Origin of the sequence: Sphingomonas sp., from assembly GCF_035714405.1 — a bacterium.
GTDB lineage: Bacteria > Pseudomonadota > Alphaproteobacteria > Sphingomonadales > Sphingomonadaceae > Sphingomonas.
Genome location: NZ_DASTMA010000003.1, coordinates 1 through 19,622, shown reverse-complemented (window position 1 = coordinate 19,622; position 19,622 = coordinate 1). Strand labels below are relative to the sequence as shown.

Here is a 19,622-nt window from a genome sequence, read left to right as displayed (position 1 = left end):
CCTTGCGCGGGCTGCCCCCGTGCGGTTACCTTTCATGCATGACCCAGCCACCAGAACCGATCGCTCGATTGCTCCGAGATGCGGCGCAGGCGCGGCAGCGCGGCGTCACCGGCGACGAACTCAGCATGCTCGACCGGGCCGTTGCGCTGCACCCATATGATCCGCAAGCGAACAACGCGCGCGGCATGCGGGCGCTCGCCGACCGCGACTTTGCGACGGCGGTGGAGCATTTCACGCGCGCGGCGGACGCCGATCCGGGCGAGCCCGCGCTGAGGATCAATCTGGCGACGGCGTTCCGCGCGCTAGGCGACGCGCAAGGCGAGCGGCGCAGTCTGCAACAGGCGCTCGACATCGACCAGCTGCAATTCGTGGCGCAGCTTCGGATGGCCGAGCTGCTGGAGCGGCAGGGGCAGATGTCGCTGGCGGCGAAACATTGGGGTGCGGTGGTGCAGCTCGGCGCCGGCGTCGCGGATGCGCCGCCTGCCGTGCGGGAGGCGGTGACACGCGGACAGCGTTTCCTGGCCGAGCACAACGCGATTTTCGCGGCGTCGCTGCAGCGCGAACTAGGCGACGTGCCGCGGGATGGGTCGATGCGCCGCTTCAACGCCTGCGTCGACCACATGCTGGGCCGCCGGCGCGTGTTTCGCAATGAGTGCGCCGGCATCTACTACCCGTTCCTGCCCGCCGACGAGTTCTTCGAACGCGCGCATTTCCCTTGGTTCGAGCGGCTGGAGGCGCGGACCGCCGCGATCCGCGCGGAGGCGCTGGCGCTGTTGGCCGGAGGCGGCGAGGCGATCCGTCCCTATGTCCGGCTGGAGCCGGGCACCCCGCAAAACAAATGGTCTCCGCTTGATCAGTCGCTAGAATGGAGCGCCTGTTTCCTGTGGGAGTATGGCGAGCCGAACGCGGCGGTATGCGCGCGTTGCCCGGAGACCGTCGCCGCGCTGGCCGAGGCACCCCAGAACCGTGTTCCGGGCAAGGCGCCATCGGCCTTCTTTTCCATCCTGCGGCCCGGCGGTCGCATTCCGCCGCACACCGGCGTCACCAATACCCGCGCCATCGTGCACCTGCCGCTGGTCGTGCCCCACGGCTGTGGATTTCGGGTGGGCGGCGAGACGCGCGCATGGCGCGAGGGAGAGGCGTTCGCATTTGACGACACGATCGAGCACGAGGCGTGGAACACCAGCGATCAGCAGCGGATCGTGCTCATCTTCGACGTCTGGAACCCGCATCTGAGCGCGGTCGAGCAGGACAATCTGGTCAAGGTGTTCGCGGTCGCCGATCGCGGGATCGTGTCGGCAAAGGCCTAAACACCGGCGGCGTCGAGCGCAGCTTTCACCTGAACGAGGTGATCCCGGTAGTGGCGCCAGCGTCCCGACGAGCGTGGATGCAGCGGCTGGCGGACCTGCCAGGCGCTGGCGGTACGGACCACCCCGGCCGCCGCGCCCTGAGCGAGGCACGCCTCGTCCCACGGCAGCCCCAGCCAGGCGAGCAATCCGCCCACTTCGGTCCGAGGGTCGCGGACTGCGGCGTCATAGTCAAAGGCGCGGATCTCCGCAGGGTACAGCCTGCGCCAATGTGCCATCAGCCGCCGCTGCTGCAGATAGTAGTGCGTCAGGTCGCCGAGATCGTGCGCATAGGTGACGGCGTCGCCGAAGCGCAGAAACCAGGCGGACAGCAGATTGTCGAGCGGCTCCCTAATGGTCTCGACGATGCGGGCGTCCGGGAACAATGCCTTGATCAGCCCGACATGCAGGACGTTGTCGCACCTTTTGTCGGTGAACGCGTGGGCCGTCGGGGCCACCGGGCCGAGCTCGGCCAGATACTCGTCCCGCAGCAGTGCCGACCGTGCAGGTGTGAGGGCAAGCAATGCCTCCGGGTAAGGCTGGAGCCGTGCGGCGATGGCGGGCACCGCCTCGATCTCACCGTGTGCCTCGATCGCGGGGTGGCGGCCCAGGATCTGTTCCGCCAAGGTCGAGCCGGAGCGAAACATGCCGCAGATGAAGATCGGTGTCGGGCCGTCCGCCGCGGGCGCGCCCTTGCGGGGCTCGGGTAGCGTGGCGATCAGGCGATCGACCAGCGTCTGTTGCGCCGCGCGGTCGTAACGGACCGTCGCGACCGAACGGCCATAATGGTTGGCCGCCTCATACGCCTGCCATGCCGTGTCATAATCGGCGGCGGCGTCCAGGGCGCCGCCGAGCGCAAACAGCAGATCGGCCCGATCCTCCGCGGCCGTAGCCCCCGGCAACGCCCGGTGCAGCGACGCCGCCGCCAGCGCAGCGTGCCCGGACAAGGTGTCGAGCGTCGCCAGCCGCGCCAGCGCGCGGCCATTGCCCGGGTGCCATCGCAGCGCCGCCGTATAGGCCGCCCGCGCGTCTTCGCGACGGCCCAGGTCCTCGAACAAGGTGCCAAGGCCAAGCCAGGCGGGCAGATGGCATTCGTTCAGCGCCAGCGCGGCACGCAGTTCGGCTTCAGCTTCGTCGGAGCGATAGAGGTGATCGGACAGGATCGCCGCACGGTTGACATGCGCGTCCTCGGGGCGATCGACCCCGGCGGCGATCGCATGACCGTAGGCGTCCAGCGCGGCGCTAAAATCCCGCTCGGCGCGATGCAGCCAGGCGAGGTTGAACCACGCGTCGGCAAGGCCGGGCTCCAATGCCAGCGCTTTGCGGTACGCCGCCGCCGCGGCCGCCGTGCGGCCGTCGCGCAGCCCTTGCTCCGCTTGCCTCAGCAGCTCGGGGACGCGGGAGTCGGGCACGGGCTAGGCCCTGGCCGGTGAACGCGAGGGGTGCGGTCGATGTCCGTTGCGCGCGGGCTCACTGGCATTTAGCCTCCTGCGCTCCACTGCAGGAGCCGCCACCATGTCTTTCGCCTTGTTCGTCCTGGTCGCCGCCGCGCTGCCCGCCGATCCGCCGCCGGCGGCCAAGTCGCGTCGCGATGATCCCAATGCGCTCGTCTGCCGCCGGCCGCCCGTCACCGGGTCGCTTGTCCAGGGCCGGCGCATTTGCAGGACGCGGGCGCAACTCCGCGCGGAAAGCGAGGCCGCCCGGGCATCCGCGGAGACCGCGCAGGACCACGGCGCCATTACATCATGCGCCGCGCAGGTGCTGGGCGGCTGCTGAGCGTTACCCAACCGCCAGCGCCAGTTTGCCATCGCCTTCGTCCACGTTCACCGTTGCGCCGTCCGTCACCTCGCCGCGCAGGATCAGGTCGGCGAGCGGGTCTTGCAGGTGGCGCTGCACTGCGCGCTTGAGCGGGCGGGCGCCATAAACAGGATCATAGCCGACCCGGCCTAGCCACGCGCGGGCGGCATCGGTCAGGTGCAACGCGATCTTGCGGTCGGTGAGCAGCTTGCCGAGCCGCGCGACCTGGATGTCGACGATCGGCGCCATGTGCGCGGCCGCAAGCCGGTGGAAGAGGATGATCTCGTCCAGCCGGTTGAGGAACTCCGGGCGGAAGTGCGCGCGGACGATGTCCATCACCTGTGGTTCCACGCTTTCCACGTCCTGCCCTTCCTCGAGGTTCGCCAGATACTGCGATCCCAGGTTGGAGGTGAGGATGATCAGCGTGTTCGAGAAATCCACCGTGCGGCCCTGGCCGTCGGTGAGGCGGCCGTCGTCGAGTACCTGCAACAGCACGTTGAACACGTCGCCATGGGCCTTCTCGACCTCGTCGAAGAGCACGACCTGGTAGGGCCGGCGACGGACGGCTTCGGTCAGCACACCGCCTTCCTCATAGCCGACGTAACCCGGCGGCGCGCCGATCAGGCGCGCAACGGCGTGCTTCTCCATGAACTCGCTCATGTCGATCCGCACCATTGCCGAATCGTCTTCGAACAGAAAACCGGCGAGCGCCTTGGTCAGCTCGGTCTTGCCGACACCCGTCGGCCCCAGGAACAGGAACGAGCCCAGCGGTCGGTTCGGATCCTGCAGCCCAGCGCGCGCGCGACGGACGGCGGTGGCGACCGCGCGCACCGCGTCGGCCTGGCCGATCACGCGCTTGCCGATGGTCTCCTCCATGCGCAGCAGCTTGTCGCGCTCGCCGGCGAGCATCCGCTCGACGGGGATGCCGGTCCAGCGCGCGACGACGCCGGCGATGTCCTCGGCCGTCACTTCCTCGCGCAGCATCGCGCCCGCCTGCGCCTCGTCGGCTTCGGCGATCTGCTTTTCGAGCGAGGGGATGGTGCCGTAGGATAGCTCGCCCGCACGGGCGAGATCGCCCCCGCGTTGCGCCTGTTCGAGCTGGAGCCGCGCGGCGTCGAGCTGCTCGGTCAGCTTGGCACCGGCCGCGATCTTTTCCTTGTCGGCCTGCCAGCGGACCGTCAGTGCCGCGGATTGCTCGTCCAGTTGGGCCAATTCGTTCTCGAGCGTGACCAGACGGTCCTTGGAGGCGCGATCGGTCTCCTTCTTCAGCGCCTCGCGTTCGATCTTGAGCTGGATGATGCGGCGGTCGAGGCTCTCGATCTCCTCGGGCTTGCTCTCCACCTCCATGCGCAGCCGGCTGGCGGCCTCGTCCATCAGGTCGATCGCCTTGTCGGGCAGGAAGCGGTCGGTGATGTAGCGGTTGGAAAGCGTCGCCGCGGCCACCAGCGCGCCGTCGGTGATGCGCACGCCATGGTGCAGCTCGTACTTCTCCTTCAGCCCCCGCAGGATGGAGACGGTGTCCTCCACCGTCGGCTCGCCGACGAAGACGGGCTGGAAGCGGCGCTGCAGCGCCGGGTCCTTCTCGACATGCTTGCGGTACTCGTCGAGCGTGGTCGCGCCGACGCAGTGCAGCTCGCCGCGCGCGAGCGCCGGCTTCAAGAGGTTGCCCGCGTCCATCGCGCCTTCGGATTTGCCCGCGCCGATCAGCTGGTGCATCTCGTCGATGAACAGGATGATGTCGCCCTCGCCGGCCTTGACCTCGTCGATCACGCCCTTGAGCCGCTCCTCGAACTCGCCGCGATATTTGGCGCCGGCGATCAGCGCGCCCATGTCGAGCGCCATCAGGCGGCGATCCTTGAGCGTGTCCGGCACGTCGCCATTGGCGATGCGCAGCGCGAGACCCTCGGCGATCGCGGTCTTGCCGACGCCGGGCTCGCCGATCAGCACGGGGTTGTTCTTGGTGCGGCGCGCCAGCACCTGGATGGTGCGGCGGATCTCCTCGTCGCGCCCGATCACGGGGTCGAGCTTGCCGTCGCGCGCGGCTTGGGTGAGGTCGCGGGCGAACTTCTTGAGCGCGTCGTAACGGTCCTCGGCGCCGGCGGTGTCGGCGGCGCGGCCCTGGCGGAGCTGGTTGATAGCGGCGTTGAGACCTTCCGCGGTGAGGCCTGCCGACTTCAGGGCCTTGCCGGCGTTGGTGTTCGACAGCGCCAGCGCGAGCAGCAGGCGCTCGACGGTGACGAAGCTGTCGCCCGCCTTGGTGGCGACCTGCTCCGCCTGGTCGAGCACGCGCACCGTGTCGTTGGCAAGGCCCGGCGAGCTCTGCGCGCCCGAGCCGGTGACGGCCGGCAGCTTCGCCAGTGCCGCGTCGACCTCCGCCGTCGCGCGCCGGGCGTCGCCGCCGGCCGCGGCGATCAGGCCCGCGGCCATGCCCTGCTGGTCCTCGAGCAGCGCCTTCAGGATATGCTCCGGCGCGATCTGCTGATGGTTGTTGCGGATCGCGACGGTCTGCGCCGACTGGAGGAAGCCCTTGGCGCGATCGGTGAATTTCTCGAGGTTCATGGCTGTCCCCTGTTGTTCGTCTTCAGCGGTCATGTGGTGTGGTATTTCGGCAACAACAAGCCCGGAAGTTCACGAACCTCACGATGCGTCTGTTGCAGAAGCGCATCGATCAGCCGCTGCTCGTCACAGGCTTGCGCGCGACACGGAAGGGACGTTCGGTACCATGGCAACGATGGTAGTCGCGCAGGGCTCATGTAGGACAGCGTGAAAGATGCTGGGAGGTATAATGCTGCGCAAGGGCCTGTACGGACTGCTCGCACTCGCGGCGCTGATCGCAGTTTTGCTCGCGACCTGGGAGCCGCTGCTGGCCGAGAGTGCCGCGCCGCCGCCTGCGCGCAAGTACGACAGCGTCATCGCGCGCGACCGCTTCGGCGTGCCGCACATCTTCGGGCGGACGGATCCCGACACCGCATACGGCATCGGCTATGCCCATGCTGAGGACGACTTCGACACGCTGCAGGAGGTGCTGGCGATGACGCGCGGGCGGCTTGGCGCGATATCCGGGCAGGAGGGGGCCAAAACGGATTACGTCGTCCATCTGCTGGGCGCACGGGCGACGATCGACCGCGACTACATGGCACAGCCCGCCGACGTACGGGCGTTGCTCGACGGCTATGCCTCGGGGCTCAACGCATACGCGCGGCGGCATCCGGGCGAGGTGAAGCTGGCGAAGCTGTTCCCGGTCAACGGGCAGGATGTGGCGACCGGATTCGTGGTGCGCTCACCCTTCTTCTTCGGGCTGGACGGCGTGCTCGCGAGCCTGGTGGGCGACAAGCCGCTGCCTGTCGAGCGAGCGGCGCCCGCGACGACGCCGGTCGGGCCGGACGCGCGGGAGAACGGCTCCAATGCGTTTGCGGTGGCGCCGAAGCGGTCAGCGGACGGTTGGACGCGGCTGGTCAGCAACTCGCATCAGCCATGGCGCGGCGGCGTCGCCTGGTACGAGCTGGTGGTGCATTCGGGCACCGGCTGGAATTTCGCGGGCGCGACCTTTCCCGGCGCGCCTTATCCGCTGCTGGGGCATAACGAGACGTTGGGGTGGACTAACACGGTCAATCGGCCCGACCTGATCGACCTCTACAAGCTCGTCACCGCCAAAGGAGATGGGGGCGACCGGTATCGCTATGACGGTCAGTGGCGCACGATCGAGCGGCGGCGCGTGTGGCTGCCGGTCAGGATATGGGGACCGTTCGTGCTGCCGGTGCCGCGGACGGTCGCCCGGGCGATGCAGGGGCCGGTGATCGAGAACAAGGCGGGTGCGTTCGCGATCCGCTATGCTGGCGCCGATCAGCTGCGGATGGTGGAGCAATATTACCGGCTCACGCGCGCACGCGACTGGGCACAGTGGGACGGCGCGATGCAGCTGCAGGGCATCCCCGCGACGAACTTCGTCTATGCCGACCGGACGGGGCGGATCGCGCTGGTCTATAACGCGATGTTCCCGAACCGGCGGACGGGAGCGAACTATGCGGGCGTGCTGCCGGGCGACTCGAGCCTGTTCTTCTCGCCGGGGACACTAGCCTGGGACGCGGTGCCGAAGAATGTCGACCCTGCGTCGGGTTTTCTGCAGAACGCCAACAATTCACCCTACCTCGCCGCCGGGGCGGGTTCGGAACTGCCGGAGCAGCCGCCGCTGCTCGGCGTCGAGCGCGATACCACCAATCGCGGCACGCGGGCGGTGGAGTTGTTGAGCGCGGACCGGTCGATCAGCCAGGCGGAGCTGGAGGCGATCAAGTACGACAGCGCCGTGTCCAAGGCGAGCTGGGCGGGCGACTGGTTCGCGGAGATCGAAGCGGCACGCCACGATGAGACCACGTCGCCGGGCCAGGTGCTGCTGCGGCAGTGGGACTGGAACTTCGACGGACGCGGACCGGCCGACGCGCTGGCGTTGATGGTGATGCGGACGGGGAACGCCTGGCACTATCGCCGGCAAGCGCGCACGCCGCCGGTGGAGGCGCTGCGCGACGCGATGGAACACCTCCAAAAGCATTTCGGGCGCATCGATCCGCCCTTGGGCGACGTGCTGCGCTTGCGGCAAGGCAAGGTCGACCTGCCGCTCGACGGCGGGCCGGACGTGCTGCGCGCGATGCCGCTATGGGATGTCGGCAAGGATGGGCGGCTGGCGGTGAAGCATGGCGACAGCTTTCTGATGTTCATGGCCTGGGATCGACAGGGGCGAGTGCGCTCGCGCTCGATTCAGCCCTTCGGCGCGGCGACGACGCGGCCGGGGTCGCCGCATTATGCCGACCAGGCGGCGCTGTTCGTGCGCAAGCAGACCAAGCCGGTATGGTTCTCGCCCGCCGCGCTGCGGGGGAATGTGGAGCGGGTGTACCGGCCTTAGATCCTCCCGCCGAAGCGAGGGAGGATCGATGATCGACCGCTTGCCCCTTGGCGGTAGGCCGCCTTACCCCTATACAGCGGCAAAGCACCGTTGGGGATCGCAACATCATGACTTTCAAGAGTTTCGCGCTAGCCGGCGCGGCTACCTTCGTGCTGGTCTCGCCGGCCTTCGCGCAGACGGCAAAGCCCGTTCCCGCGGCCCAGCTCGTCCGTCAGGTCGACATCCCTTATCAGCAGTTCACGCTGCCCAACGGCCTGCGCGTCATCGTCCACACCGATCGCAAGGCGCCGATCGTCGCGGTCAGCGTCTGGTACGATGTCGGCGCCAAGCACGAGCCCAAGGGCTCCACCGGCTTCGCGCATCTGTTCGAGCATCTGATGTTCAACGGTTCCGAGAACGCGCCCGACGACTTCTTCGAGCCGCTGAAGCAGGTCGGCGCGACCGATTTCAACGGCACCACCAACCTCGACCGCACCAATTATTTCGAAACGGTGCCGACCGCGGCGCTCGAGCGCGCGCTGTTCCTCGAAAGCGACCGCATGGGCTATCTGCTCGGCGCGATCACGCAAGGCAAGCTCGACGAGCAGCGCGGCGTCGTCCAGAACGAGAAGCGGCAGGGCGATAACCAGCCCTATGGCCTGATCCAGTACAAGATTACCGAAGGGCTGTTTTCGCCCGACCATCCCTATGGCCACTCCACCATCGGCTCGATGGCCGACCTGGACGCCGCCAGCCTGGAGACGGTCAAGAACTGGTTCCGCGATAACTACGGGCCCAACAACGCCGTGCTGGTGCTGGCGGGCGATGTCGACCTGCCGACCGCGCGTCGCCTCGTGACCCAGTATTTCGGCGCGATTCCGCGCGGCAAGCGGTCGGTGACCCGGCCCGCGCCGGTGCCGACGCTGGCGGCACCCAAGGCGGAGGTCATCAAGGACCGCGTCGCGGCGACGCTGATCACGCGCAACTGGGCGATCCCCGGCAGCGCCGATGCCGATTCGACCGCGCTCGACGTCGCCGCCTCGGTGCTGGGCGGGCTCGCCTCCAGCCGCCTCGACAACGCGTTGGTCAAGCAGGACAAGCTGGCGGTGCAGGTGTCCGCCTTTGCCGGCGGCGGATCGCAGGTCGGCACCTTTCGCATCCAGGCGGTGGTCCGCCCCGGTGCCGATGCGGCGGCCGTGAACGCGCGCATCGACGCGATCCTGGCGGATTTCCTGAAGAACGGCCCGACCGTGGACGAGGTCAACCGCGTCGTCACGACGCGCGCGGCGGGCACCATCCAGGGGCTGGAGTCGGTCGGCGGCTTCGGCGGCAAGGCGGTGGCCCTGGCGCAGGGCGAGCTGTTCTACAACGACCCCAGCTTCTACAAGAAGCGGCTGGCGCTGCTCGCCGCCCAGACGCCGGCGACGGTGCGCGCGGCCGCCAACAAGTGGCTGACGCGCCCGGTCTATCAGCTCACCGTCGAGCGTGGCGAGCGCGACAAGTACGAGGAGGCCAAGGGCGTTGCGGCGGTCGCGGTAAAGCCGGCCGCGGAGACTCCGGTCAAGGGTACGCGCGGGCCGCTGCCGCCGGTCGGCGCGATCACCGGCCTGACCTTTCCGGCGGTGCAGCGCACCCGGCTGAGGAACGGCATCGAGCTCGTCTACGCACAGCGTAACGCGGTGCCGGTGACGCAGGTCGCGCTGTCGTTCGACGCCGGCGTTGCCGCCGACGTGCCCAACAAGCTGGGGACACAGGTGCTGACGCTGTCGATGCTCGACGAGGGCACCAAGCGCTTCAACTCGATCCAGCTGGCCGAGGCCAAGGAGCGGCTGGGCGCGTCGATCGGCACCGGCTCCAGCTCCGACCGCACCACCGTGTCGCTCGACGTGCCGAGCGCCAATCTGCGCCCCGCGCTCGACCTGTTCGCCGATGTTGCGCGCGAGCCGGCGTTCGACGAGACCGAGCTGAGCCGCGTCAAGCAGCAGCAGCTCGCCGGCATCGCGCAGGAGCTGACCAACCCGCAGGGACTGATCGGCCGGGTCACGCCCAAGCTGATCTTCGGCGCCAGCCACCCCTACGCCAAGGCGCAAGGGGCGGGCGATCCGCGCGCGGTGGCATCGCTGACCCGCGCCGACCTGATCGCCTTCCAGCAGGCGTGGCTGCGGCCCGACAAGGCGAAGTTCTTTGTGGTCAGCGACCGGCCGCTGGGCGAGGTCAAGGCAGCACTGGACGCGGAGTTCGGCGACTGGACCGCAACCGGGCCGGCAGGCGTGAAGGCCTTTGCCGCCCCGACGCCTGCCAAGCCCAAGATCGTGCTGATCGACCGGCCCGACAGCCCGCAATCGGTGATCGTCGGCGCGATGCCGACAGGCCTGCGCGGAACGCAGGATCTGGTGCCGATCCAGACCGCGAACGACGCGCTGGGCGGCGGCTTCCTTGGGCGGATCAACATGGACCTGCGCGAGAAGCGCGGCTGGTCCTATGGTGCCAGCGGCCGCTTGCAGACGGCAGCGGAAGCGGCGCCCTATGTCATCACCGCGCCGGTGCAAGCGGACAAGACCGGCCCGTCCTTGGCGGCTGCGCGCGACGTGGTGGCCGCGTTCTTCACCAAGGAGCCGATGACGCAGGTTGAGTTCGACCGGGCGATCAACGGCGCGGTCAACGCGCTGCCGGGCACCTATGAGACCTCGGACGCGGTGCTCGCGGCGATGCAGAGCAACGACCTGTACAAGCGTCCCGACGACTATCAGTCGACGCTGACGCAGCGGTATCGCGGCTATACGCTGCCGCAGCTGCGCTCCGCCATCGGCGGCGCGCTCAACCCGGCGAACACGGTGTGGGTGGTGGTCGGCGACGCCAAGACCGTGCGGCCGCAGCTTGACTCGCTGGGCCTGCCCGTGGAGGTCGTCAGCGCGGCGTCGGTCGCGGGGGCCCCGGCCGGTGCCCCGGCCACGGCGGGCAACTGAACGGAGAGCGAAAACATGGCGGATGTGGACGGCAGCTGGGACTGCACGGTGAAGTCGCCGCTCGGCGACCAGAAGATGACGGTGACGGTCAAGACCGACGGCGCGACCTGGTCGGGCAACGTCTCGGGCGCGATGGGCGCCAGCGACATCTCGGGCGAGGCGAACGGCAACACGATCAGCTGGAAGCAGCAGATGACGGTGCCGATGCCGATGACGCTCGACTGCCAGGCGACCGCCGAGGGCGACACGCTGACGGGGACCGTGGGCGCGGGCGCGTTCGGGAGCTTCCCGCTGAGCGGGAGCCGCACGGGCGCGTAGCGCCGCGGACTCCCGCGAAGCCGGCCGGCGGGTGGCTTTAGCGAACCCGTTCGACGTCACGGGATTCAATCCCGTGACGGCTGCCGAGAATAAGGACGGCCTGCTCTCTGCGAGGGAGCAGGCCGTTTCTCCGTTCAGCGTCCACCCCCGCCCCTTCGACTGCCTGCAAGGCAGACGCTCAGGACAGGCTTGAGCCGGCGTCCATCGTGCGCCAGGCTGCTCGCTCGAGAACGAGAGCGATGCGCTCGTAGACAGTTGGATGCGGGCTCAGGGCCGGCATGACGGAGTTTGGCGATGATTACGACCAAGCGTGAGTTCCTCGGCGGTACGGCCGCCATCGGCGTGACGGCGCTGCTGCCCGCCGCAGCGCCCGCCCAAGCCCCGAGCAAGCTCACCCCGCTGTTCGACGACCTTGTCCAGGCGCAGCTCCGCCGCTCGCCCGAAGCGGCGACCAACCTCGGCCTCGACACCGGCACCAATGCCGATCTGCGCGCGAAGCTGTCCGACCAGTCGCTCGCCGCCATCGGCCGCAACAAGGCGGCGACCCTGGCGGAGCTCAAGCGGCTCGAGGCGGTCGACCCACGCACGCTTTCCGAAGAAGAGCGCGTCGATCTGGCGGCGGTGCTCTACACGCGGCGCTCGGCGGTGGCGGTGCAGGCGCTGCCCTATGGCGGCTCCGCCTATGGCCCCAGCCCCTATGTCGTGTCGCAGCAGTCGGGCGCGTACCAGTCCGTCCCCGACTTCCTCGACACCAAGCACAAGATCGACAGCGCCGGCGACGCCGACGCCTATCTGCAACGCCTGCGGGCGTTCGCGCGCCAACTCGATGACCAGACGGAGCGGATGCGGCGCGACGCAGGACTGGGCGTGACGCCGCCCGACTTCATCGCCGATCTCGCGATCACGCAGATGGAGAAGCTGGCGGTGCCCGCGGCGGACGCGCTGGTGGTGCGATCGCTGGCGACGCGCGCGGCGGCCAAGGGGCTCGGACCCCGCCATGCCGAGCAGGCGGCGGCGATCTACACCGCCGAGGTGCTGCCGGCGCTGCAACGGCAGCTCGCACTGATGCGGGAGTACCGGCGCCAGGCCACGCATGACGCGGGCATCTGGCGGCTGCCGCAGGGCGATGCGTTCTATGCCGCGTCGCTGCGAAGCAACACGACGCTCAGCCTGTCGGCGGCCGAGGTGCACCGCTTCGGGCTCGATCAGGCGAAGGCGCTGAATGCGCGGCTCGATGCGCTGTTGAAGGCGCAGGGCTATACGAAGGGCAGCGTCGGCGCACGGCTGGCGGCGCTGGCGCGCGATCCCAGGCACCTGTTCCCCAATACCGAGGCGGGCAAGCTCGCCGCTATCGCGCATTGCAACGAACGACAGGCGGCGATCACCACGCGGCTGCCGGCGGTGTTCGAGCGAATGCCGCCCTACAGCTTCGAGGTGCGCCGGGTGCCGCCACAGACGGAGGCCGGCGCCGCCGGCGCCTTCGCGCAATCGCCCTCGCTTGACGGCAAGCGGCCCGGGCTGGTCTATTTCAACCTGCGCGACACCGCCGACTGGCCGAAGTTCGACCTCACCACCACAACCTTCCATGAGGGCCTGCCGGGCCATCAGATGGAGGGTGGCCTCGCGCTCTCGAACACGCGGCTGCCGCTGATCCGCAAGATCGCGGGCTTCTCCGGCTATGGCGAGGGTTGGGCGCTGTATTCGGAGCAGCTCGCCGACGAGATCGGCATGTATGCAGACGATCCGCTCGGCCGCATCGGCTATCTGAAGGCACAGCTGTTCCGCGCCAACCGCTGCGTGGTTGACACCGGCCTGCATCAGTATCGCTGGACCCGCGAGCGCGCCGTGCAATACTTCATCGACGCGCAGGGCGACACGCCGGGCGACGCGGCGCGCGAGATCGACCGTTATTGCGTCAACCCCGGGCAGGCGTGCTCGTACAAGCTCGGCCATTCGGTGTTCGTCGACATCCGCGAGCGTGCCAGGGCCAAGATGGGCGCGGGGTTCGACCTGAAAGCGTACCACTCGGCCGTGCTGCGCTTCGGACGGCTGCCGCTGGATGTGCTGCGCGAGGTGGGGAACCGGTGGATGGCCACCTGAGCGCGGGCCTACCGCATGTTCAAAGGAACCAGGTGACCGCCAACAATAGGAATGCCGCCGCGGCTCCGGCGGCGACGAGCAGCGTAAGGCGCAACGGCCGCCAGCGCACGAATGCGAACAGCAGCGCGGCCAGCACCATCAGCAACGCGATCGCATAGGGCAGCAAGGCGCCGGCACCCATTGCGTAGCTGTCGGTTGCGAACGGGCGGGCGCGATCGAGCCGGTCGATCAGCAAGATCAGCGCGACGTCGAGGCAAAATGCGATCCAGAAGGCGCGGGCCGTCGCGCCCGGAGTGAGGTTCACGGCATCGCTCCTGCGGTGCCCGGGCCGCCCACCCGGGTCACATGCCCCATCTTGCGGCCCTCGCGCATGGTCTTGCCATAAAGGTGCAGGTGCGCACCCGGCTCGGCGAGCAGCGTGGGCCAGCGGTCCGCCTCTTCGCCGAGCAGGTTCTCCATCGTCGCCCCCGCGCCGGTCAGCGCCGTCGCGCCGAGCGGCAGGCCGCACACCGCGCGGATGTGGTTCTCGAACTGCGAGGTGACCGCGCCCTCGATCGTCCAATGGCCGCTATTGTGGACGCGCGGCGCCATCTCGTTGAACACCGGGCCATCGGCGGTGGCGAAGAACTCGCAGGCGAGCACGCCGACATGGCCGAGCGCCTCGGCGATGCGCTTCGCCAGCGCGATCGCCTCGTCGGCCTGTTCGCGCACCAGCGGTGAGGCGGGGACAATGGAGGTGGCGAGGACGCCATCGACATGGACGTTCTCCGGCACGTCCCACACCGCGGTGGTGCCGTCGGCGCCGCGGGCGAGGAGCACGGAGAACTCCGCCGCGAAATCGACCCGTGCCTCCAGGATCGCGGCGTGGCCTGCCGGAGGACGGGGCGGGCGGCCGATCGCGTCCCAGGCTGCCGCAGCGTCCTCGGGCGTGTCGATCCGCGCCTGGCCCTTGCCATCGTAACCGAACAGCGTCGTCTTCAGGATCGCCGGCGTGCCGACCTGCGCGGCAGCGGCGTGGAGCGCGTCGAGGTCGTCGACCGGTGCCCAGGCCGCGGTGCGGCCGCCCAGCTCCGCCACTAGCGCCTTTTCGTGCGGGCGATAACGCGAGACGTCGAGCGACCGGGCGGAGGGATGCACCTGCACCCGGCCGGCCAGATAGCTGACGGCGTGCGGATCGACATTCTCGAACTCATAAGTCGCGACGTCGATCCTGGCGGCGAAGGCGCGCATCGCGTCGCCGTCCTCGAACCGCGCCTGCGTCCATTCTGCCGCGACCTCCGTGGCGGGGCCGCTGGCTTCGGGCGCGAAAACGTGGACGCGGTATCCGAGCTGCGCCGCGGCGAGGCCGAGCATCCGCCCGAGCTGGCCGCCGCCGAGGATGCCGATGGTGGCGCCGGGGGGGACTATTCTCCCCTCCCTGCAAGGGAGGGGCCGGGGGTGGGTGGGATCCTGGCGGCCCCGGAGTGAGACTCAGCACCCACCCCCAACCCCTCCCTTGCAGGGAGGGGAGCGGTGACCGGCTCCTCCGCCACACCGTCCGTCTGCGCCGCCCGCCACGCCTGCAGCCTCTCCGCCAGCGCCGCGTCTCCCGTCGCGAGAATGGCTGCCGCGAGCAGGCCGGCGTTGATCGCGCCGGGCTTGCCGATTGCCAGGCAGCCGACGGGAATGCCGCCGGGCATCTGGACGATCGAGAGCAGGCTATCCATGCCGCTCAAGGCCTTGGACTCGACCGGTACGCCCAGCACCGGCAGGTGCGTTATCGCCGCCGCCATGCCGGGCAGGTGCGCGGCGCCGCCCGCGCCCGCGACGATCACCTTCAGCCCACGCCCGGCCGCGCTCTGGGCATAGTCATACAACCGCTTGGGCGTCCGATGCGCCGACACGACCCGCGTCTCGTGCGGGACGTCGAGCGTTGCCAGCACGTCGGCGGCATGGCGCATCGTCCCCCAGTCCGACTGTGAGCCCATGATGATGCCGACCAGCGCGTCCCCCATGCGGGGCACGGGTAACGCTTGCCGCCGCGCAATGCTACACTTCGCGGCATGACCGAACCCATGACCTATGGCAGCTATCTCGCGCTCGACCGGTTGCTCGATGCCCAGCACCCGCTGTCGGAGCGGCATGACGAGCTGCTGTTCATCATCATCCACCAGACCAAGGAGCTGTGGCTCAAGCAGATCATCGCCGAGCTCACGCCCGCCAAGGCGCTGATCCGCGCCGGGCGGCTGACCGAGGCGTACAAGAACCTGGCACGGGTGAGCCGCATCCAGGCGGTGATGACGCTCTCGTGGGACGTGCTCGCGACGATGACACCGGCCGATTACACGCAGTTCCGCGACGTGCTGGGCGGCAGTTCCGGCTTCCAGTCGGACCAGTTCAGGGCGGTGGAGGTGCTGCTCGGCCTGCGCGGCGGGGTGGCGGGCGGCGCGTTGACGGCGGGGTTCGCGGCCGAGCCAAGCCTGTGGGACGACGCCAATGCCGCGCTGGCGGCGGCGGGGTTCCCGGTGCCGGCCGCCGCGCTGCACCGCGCCTGGGCCGAGCCGTACCGGCCCAGCGAGGGCGTCGAGCTCGCCTGGGCGCAGGTCTATGCCGATCCCGACCGCTGGTGGGCGCTCTACCAGCTCGCCGAGAAGCTGGTTGACATCGACGACGCGATGGCGACCTGGCGGCACAAGCACGTCCTGACCGTCAGCCGCATCATCGGCGGCAAGCGCGGCACCGGCGGCACGGCGGGCGTCGCGTATCTGGAAGCGACGGTGCCCAAGCGGGCGTTCCCGGAGCTGTGGAGCCTGCGGACGCGGCTTTAGCTTCTGCCCTCCCTGGCGGACGCCGGGGCCCAGTCGGCCGTGCCGGACACAAGCACCGAGCTATATCGGATAATCGCTTTCTGGGCCCCGGCTTGCGCCGGGGAAGGTAGGGAGGTCCGCCCGGCGATTACTGCGCGTACCGCGTCGCCGTCGTCAGCGTCCCGCCCTTGCCCATCATCGAACCGACCATCTCGACCTGTGTCGCGGCGGGGAAGATCCGGCCGTCGGGCAGCGGCGCGTAGGTCGAGGTGGCGACATAGCGGTCGACCTTCGCCACTAGCATCATGCGGAAACCCTTGGTCGAGCTGAAGCGGATGCGCTCCACGAACGGCACCCGCCCGCTCGTGTCCACGGTCGCTTCCGCCATCGTGTCGGCGGACATGTCGCGGTTGCCGAGCTTGGCGATCCCGGCCGGCAGTCGTGCGAAACGGTAGGTGACCGAGCCCGGCGCCTGCGCGACCCGCGTCGCCGGGCTGCCGAACCAGCGGGCGAGGCGCGCGTAGCTCGGCGGCGGCGCACCGTTTGCCGCCTTGACGATCTGCGCTGCCTCCTTGGGCGTGGCGGGCTTGCCGTCGACCGACACCACGCTCCAGCGGCGGCCAGCCGGCGCACGCGGGTCGTGGCGGGTGACGACCTCCTTGGCCGGCTTGCCGGACTGCTGGATGCGCGTGCTGGCGGTGAACGCGACATCGCTGGTATCCACCCGGCGCATGCCCGCAAGCACCTGATCCTGCAGCGGATCGGCCAGTGCGGGGCCGGCCAGCAGCAGCGCGGCGGCGGCAAATGCTTTCATCGACGTTCGCTCAGATAATAGCGGTCGAGCGCAGCCAAATTGTCGTCCAGCTCGTAGACGATCGGCTGGCCGGTCGGGATCTCCAAATGGGTGATCTCGTCGTCGGGGATGTTCGACAGGTGCTTGACCAGCGCGCGCAGCGAATTGCCGTGGGCGGAGATCAGCACCCGCTGCCCGTCCTTCAGCGCCGGTGCGATGCGGCCCTCCCAATAGGGCAGGACGCGGGCGATCGTGTCCTTCAGGCTCTCGGCGCCGGGCACCGCGATGCCGGCGTACCGGCGGTCGTTCGTCATGTCATAGGCGCTACCCGCCTCCTGCGGCGGCGGCGGAATGTCGAAGCTGCGGCGCCATATCTTGACCTGCGCATCGCCGTGCTTGGCCGCGGTCTCCGCCTTGTCCAGCCCGGTCAGCCCGCCATAATGCCGCTCGTTCAGCCGCCAGTGCTTTTCCGTCGGCAGCCACAGCCGCCCCATCGCCTCCAGCGCCAGGTTGAGCGTCTTGATCGCGCGCAGCTGCAGGCTCGTGAAGGTGAGGTCGAAATCGAGCCCCTTCGCCGCCATCAGCTCGCCCGCCGCGCGCGCCTCGGTCGCGCCCTTCTCCGTCACGTCGACGTCCCACCAGCCGGTGAAGCGGTTCTCCAGGTTCCAGGTGGACTGGCCGTGGCGGATCAGGACGAGAGTGGGCATCGGCGCTCCTTGTTCGGTATCGCTGGCCGCTCTAGCGATTGCGGGACAAGCGGCAAGTTTCGGAATTGGGAGCTGAAATCATGGCGATCGTGCGCGAGACACTGGTGTATGACGGGCCGGGCGGGCCGTTCGAGGGCGTGGTCGCCTATGACGACGAGGTCGAGACCGCGCGGCCGGGCGTGCTGATCTGCCCCAATGTGCTCGGCCAGAAGGAGGCGGACAACGTCACGGCCGAGAAGCTAGCGGCGCTCGGCTACGTCGCCTTCGCCTGCGACGTGTTCGGCCAGGGCCGGCGCGCGCGGCGTGAGGACGCCGACATGGCGCGCTACATGAACGAGATGCTTGCCGACCGCGCGCAGCTCCGCGATCGGCTCGCCGCCAGCCTCGGCGTGCTGACCGGCATGAGCCGCGTCGCGCCCGCCAAGGTCGCGGCGATCGGCTATTGCTTCGGCGGCCTGTGCGTCCTCGATCTCGCGCGCTCGGGCCAGGCGATCCTGGGCGGCGTCAGCTTCCACGGCGTCTACGGTCGCCCCGACTACGCGAATGTGGAGCCGATCGCCGCCAAGCTGCTCGTCGCCCACGGCTGGGACGATCCGCTCGGGCCTCCGCAAGCGGTGGTCGCGCTGGCGGCGGAGCTGACGGAAGCGGGTGCCGACTGGCAGCTCCACGCCTACGGCCACGCCGGCCACGCCTTCACCGACGAGAGCGCGAAGGACAGTGGCCGACCGGGCTTCGGCTATGAGGAACGCGCCGACCGGCGCAGCTGGGCGGCGATGCAGGGGTTCTTGCGCGAGCTGTTCGTCTAGGGCTGGGCGGCGCGCGCCGCGCGGTCGGCGCGGATGCGCGCGAGCAGCGCCACGAAGCGCGGCTTGGCCGTGTCCCGCAGCTCCTTCGTGATCGCGGCAGCGTCGGCCGGCGGCAGCTTGACAGCGAGAGCGGCGAAGAGCTGCGCGTTCAGCGAGGCGCAGCCGCCTTCTGCCTCCGTGTAGATGGCGTCGTCGGCCCTGCCGCTGCCCGCCTGCCGCACGGCATAGGTCGTCATGCAGCGGTCCTGTGCCTGCGCAAGCAGTTTCGGGTCGTCTGCCACTGGCGCTCCCTGAACTGCTAGTGTCAGAACGAAGATCAGGAGCGACATGGGCGTGAGTCCTTTCGTTTCGTGGGCAGGCTAGGCGGAGCAAAAGGGGCGCGCAAGCGAGCCCGGGTCAGAGCGCCATCGTCATGAACCGGTTGTGCGCGCTCTCGGGATAGCCGCCGAACGCCGGTCCGTCGACGAAGCCCGCCGCCTCGTACAGCCGGTTGGCGGCGTCGAACATCGGCGCGGTACCAGTTTCCAGGCTGACGCGCGTTGCACCTCGTACGCGCGCCTCGGCGAGCAGGTGCGCGAGCAGCGCGCGGGCGACGCCGCGGCGGAGCTGGTCCGGCGCGGTGCGCATCGACTTCACCTCCACATGCCGCGGCGCGACCTCCGCCAGCGCCGCCATGCCCGCGAGCGCGCCGTCCGCGTCGCGCGCGGTGAAGAAGGACACGCGCGCGCCCGCCAGCGCCGCCGCGTCGAGCGCGTGGGCGTTCTCCCGCGGCGACGACGCCTGCGCCTCGCGCGTGTGCAGCGCGATCAGCGCCGCGACGTCGGCGCGGGTCGGGTCGTCGCGCGCGATCGTCACTTCAGCTGCCGACGAGCGATGCTCGGCCAGGCCGATCACATCGTCGTCATCCGTCCAATCGTCGAAGCAGGTGACTGGCTCTGGGGGCAAGTCCTCGATCGGCCCGACCTCTTCATCGATCGGCTCCCAACTTGCGAGCAGGTCGACAAGGCCTTGATTGGCCGGATGGGCGGCTTGCGGTGGTGCGACGGACTTGGTCACCACGGGTCACCTTTCGAGGAGTGGTGTCAGGACAACCCCACTCTACAATCTCGGGCTGCAGCCATGACATA

At 69.3% G+C, this 19,622-nt stretch carries 16 protein-coding genes and 1 pseudogene; 8 read left to right on the top strand and 9 right to left on the bottom strand.

The window, feature by feature from the left end:
• Positions 1 to 38: 38 nt before the first annotated feature.
• A complete protein-coding gene (locus tag VFQ64_RS00710; protein ID WP_325101379.1) occupies positions 39 to 1,310 on the top strand; it encodes an aspartyl/asparaginyl beta-hydroxylase domain-containing protein in 1,272 nt (423 codons plus the stop codon).
• Here VFQ64_RS00710 and VFQ64_RS00705 read toward each other — a convergent pair.
• On the bottom strand, positions 1,307 to 2,758 hold the full coding sequence (locus tag VFQ64_RS00705) for a sulfotransferase (RefSeq protein WP_325101378.1): 1,452 nt from the start codon (positions 2,756 to 2,758) through the stop codon (positions 1,307 to 1,309). The genes VFQ64_RS00710 and VFQ64_RS00705 overlap by 4 nt on opposite strands.
• Positions 2,759 to 2,861: 103 nt before the next feature.
• Between VFQ64_RS00705 and VFQ64_RS00700 the strand changes: the two genes are divergently transcribed.
• Complete coding sequence (locus tag VFQ64_RS00700) at positions 2,862 to 3,122, top strand: hypothetical protein (RefSeq protein WP_325101377.1); 261 nt, start codon at positions 2,862 to 2,864, stop codon at positions 3,120 to 3,122.
• Positions 3,123 to 3,125: 3 nt separating this feature from the next.
• On the opposite strand, the gene clpB is transcribed toward VFQ64_RS00700, so the two are convergent.
• Positions 3,126 to 5,702, bottom strand: a complete 2,577-nt coding sequence (gene clpB / locus VFQ64_RS00695) for an ATP-dependent chaperone ClpB (protein ID WP_325101376.1) — start codon at positions 5,700 to 5,702, stop codon at positions 3,126 to 3,128.
• Positions 5,703 to 5,913: 211 nt separating this feature from the next.
• Here clpB and VFQ64_RS00690 point away from each other — a divergent pair, with 211 nt between their 5' ends.
• From VFQ64_RS00690 to VFQ64_RS00675, 4 genes are all read left to right on the top strand, one after another.
• Positions 5,914 to 8,040, top strand: a complete 2,127-nt coding sequence (locus VFQ64_RS00690) for a penicillin acylase family protein (protein ID WP_414712845.1) — start codon at positions 5,914 to 5,916, stop codon at positions 8,038 to 8,040.
• Between the two features lie 107 nt (positions 8,041 to 8,147).
• Positions 8,148 to 10,985 (top strand): pitrilysin family protein, encoded by a 2,838-nt coding sequence (locus VFQ64_RS00685; RefSeq protein WP_325101374.1) that lies wholly within the window; start codon positions 8,148 to 8,150, stop codon positions 10,983 to 10,985.
• A gap of 15 nt (positions 10,986 to 11,000) precedes the next feature.
• Complete coding sequence (locus VFQ64_RS00680; protein ID WP_325101373.1) at positions 11,001 to 11,303, top strand: hypothetical protein; 303 nt, start codon at positions 11,001 to 11,003, stop codon at positions 11,301 to 11,303.
• Between the two features lie 294 nt (positions 11,304 to 11,597).
• Entirely contained in the window at positions 11,598 to 13,403 is a 1,806-nt protein-coding gene (locus VFQ64_RS00675) for a DUF885 domain-containing protein (RefSeq protein WP_325101372.1), read from the top strand.
• Between the two features lie 19 nt (positions 13,404 to 13,422).
• Here the strand turns inward: VFQ64_RS00675 and VFQ64_RS00670 are convergent, their stop codons facing one another.
• From VFQ64_RS00670 to purE, 3 genes and pseudogenes are all read right to left on the bottom strand, one after another.
• Complete coding sequence (locus VFQ64_RS00670; RefSeq protein WP_325101371.1) at positions 13,423 to 13,707, bottom strand: hypothetical protein; 285 nt, start codon at positions 13,705 to 13,707, stop codon at positions 13,423 to 13,425.
• Complete coding sequence (locus VFQ64_RS00665; protein ID WP_325101438.1) at positions 13,704 to 14,810, bottom strand: 5-(carboxyamino)imidazole ribonucleotide synthase; 1,107 nt, start codon at positions 14,808 to 14,810, stop codon at positions 13,704 to 13,706. Before VFQ64_RS00665 ends, VFQ64_RS00670 begins: the two co-directional genes overlap by 4 nt.
• A gap of 110 nt (positions 14,811 to 14,920) precedes the next feature.
• Positions 14,921 to 15,397, bottom strand: a pseudogene (gene purE / locus VFQ64_RS00660) (5-(carboxyamino)imidazole ribonucleotide mutase); the annotation flags it as partial.
• Positions 15,398 to 15,445: 48 nt separating this feature from the next.
• Here purE and VFQ64_RS00655 point away from each other — a divergent pair.
• Complete coding sequence (locus VFQ64_RS00655) at positions 15,446 to 16,210, top strand: tryptophan 2,3-dioxygenase (protein WP_325101370.1); 765 nt, start codon at positions 15,446 to 15,448, stop codon at positions 16,208 to 16,210.
• A gap of 127 nt (positions 16,211 to 16,337) precedes the next feature.
• Here VFQ64_RS00655 and VFQ64_RS00650 read toward each other — a convergent pair whose 3' ends face one another.
• The gene (locus VFQ64_RS00650; RefSeq protein WP_325101369.1) at positions 16,338 to 17,003 is read right to left on the bottom strand and encodes a hypothetical protein; all 666 of its coding nucleotides are present in this window, start codon (positions 17,001 to 17,003) and stop codon (positions 16,338 to 16,340) included.
• Entirely contained in the window at positions 17,000 to 17,689 is a 690-nt protein-coding gene (gpmA, locus tag VFQ64_RS00645) for a 2,3-diphosphoglycerate-dependent phosphoglycerate mutase (protein ID WP_325101368.1), read from the bottom strand. The genes VFQ64_RS00650 and gpmA overlap by 4 nt, the downstream gene beginning before the upstream one ends.
• Positions 17,690 to 17,769: 80 nt before the next feature.
• Here gpmA and VFQ64_RS00640 point away from each other — a divergent pair, with 80 nt between their 5' ends.
• The gene (locus VFQ64_RS00640; RefSeq protein WP_325101367.1) at positions 17,770 to 18,495 is read left to right on the top strand and encodes a dienelactone hydrolase family protein; all 726 of its coding nucleotides are present in this window, start codon (positions 17,770 to 17,772) and stop codon (positions 18,493 to 18,495) included.
• On the opposite strand, the gene VFQ64_RS00635 is transcribed toward VFQ64_RS00640, so the two are convergent.
• Positions 18,492 to 18,824 carry a hypothetical protein gene (locus VFQ64_RS00635; RefSeq protein ID WP_325101366.1) on the bottom strand — a complete coding sequence of 111 codons (333 nt, stop codon included), beginning with the start codon at positions 18,822 to 18,824 and terminating at the stop codon, positions 18,492 to 18,494. The genes VFQ64_RS00640 and VFQ64_RS00635 overlap by 4 nt on opposite strands.
• A gap of 67 nt (positions 18,825 to 18,891) precedes the next feature.
• The gene (locus VFQ64_RS00630; RefSeq protein ID WP_325101365.1) at positions 18,892 to 19,551 is read right to left on the bottom strand and encodes a GNAT family N-acetyltransferase; all 660 of its coding nucleotides are present in this window, start codon (positions 19,549 to 19,551) and stop codon (positions 18,892 to 18,894) included.
• Between the last annotated feature and the right edge of the window lie 71 nt (positions 19,552 to 19,622).

Bases quoted from the DNA above. Each gene is read 5' to 3' on its own strand.
- VFQ64_RS00680 (WP_325101373.1), top strand. From the start codon at position 11,001: ATGGCGGATGTGGACGGCAGCTGGGACTGCACGGTGAAGTCGCCGCTC.
- clpB (WP_325101376.1), bottom strand. From the start codon at position 5,702: ATGAACCTCGAGAAATTCACCGATCGCGCCAAGGGCTTCCTCCAGTCG.
- VFQ64_RS00710 (WP_325101379.1), top strand. From the start codon at position 39: ATGACCCAGCCACCAGAACCGATCGCTCGATTGCTCCGAGATGCGGCG.
- VFQ64_RS00690 (WP_414712845.1), top strand. From the start codon at position 5,914: ATGCTGGGAGGTATAATGCTGCGCAAGGGCCTGTACGGACTGCTCGCA.
- VFQ64_RS00650 (WP_325101369.1), bottom strand. From the start codon at position 17,003: ATGAAAGCATTTGCCGCCGCCGCGCTGCTGCTGGCCGGCCCCGCACTG.
- VFQ64_RS00635 (WP_325101366.1), bottom strand. From the start codon at position 18,824: ATGTCGCTCCTGATCTTCGTTCTGACACTAGCAGTTCAGGGAGCGCCA.
- VFQ64_RS00685 (WP_325101374.1), top strand. From the start codon at position 8,148: ATGACTTTCAAGAGTTTCGCGCTAGCCGGCGCGGCTACCTTCGTGCTG.
- VFQ64_RS00655 (WP_325101370.1), top strand. From the start codon at position 15,446: ATGACCGAACCCATGACCTATGGCAGCTATCTCGCGCTCGACCGGTTG.
- VFQ64_RS00640 (WP_325101367.1), top strand. From the start codon at position 17,770: ATGGCGATCGTGCGCGAGACACTGGTGTATGACGGGCCGGGCGGGCCG.
- VFQ64_RS00700 (WP_325101377.1), top strand. From the start codon at position 2,862: ATGTCTTTCGCCTTGTTCGTCCTGGTCGCCGCCGCGCTGCCCGCCGAT.
- gpmA (WP_325101368.1), bottom strand. From the start codon at position 17,689: ATGCCCACTCTCGTCCTGATCCGCCACGGCCAGTCCACCTGGAACCTG.
- VFQ64_RS00675 (WP_325101372.1), top strand. From the start codon at position 11,598: ATGATTACGACCAAGCGTGAGTTCCTCGGCGGTACGGCCGCCATCGGC.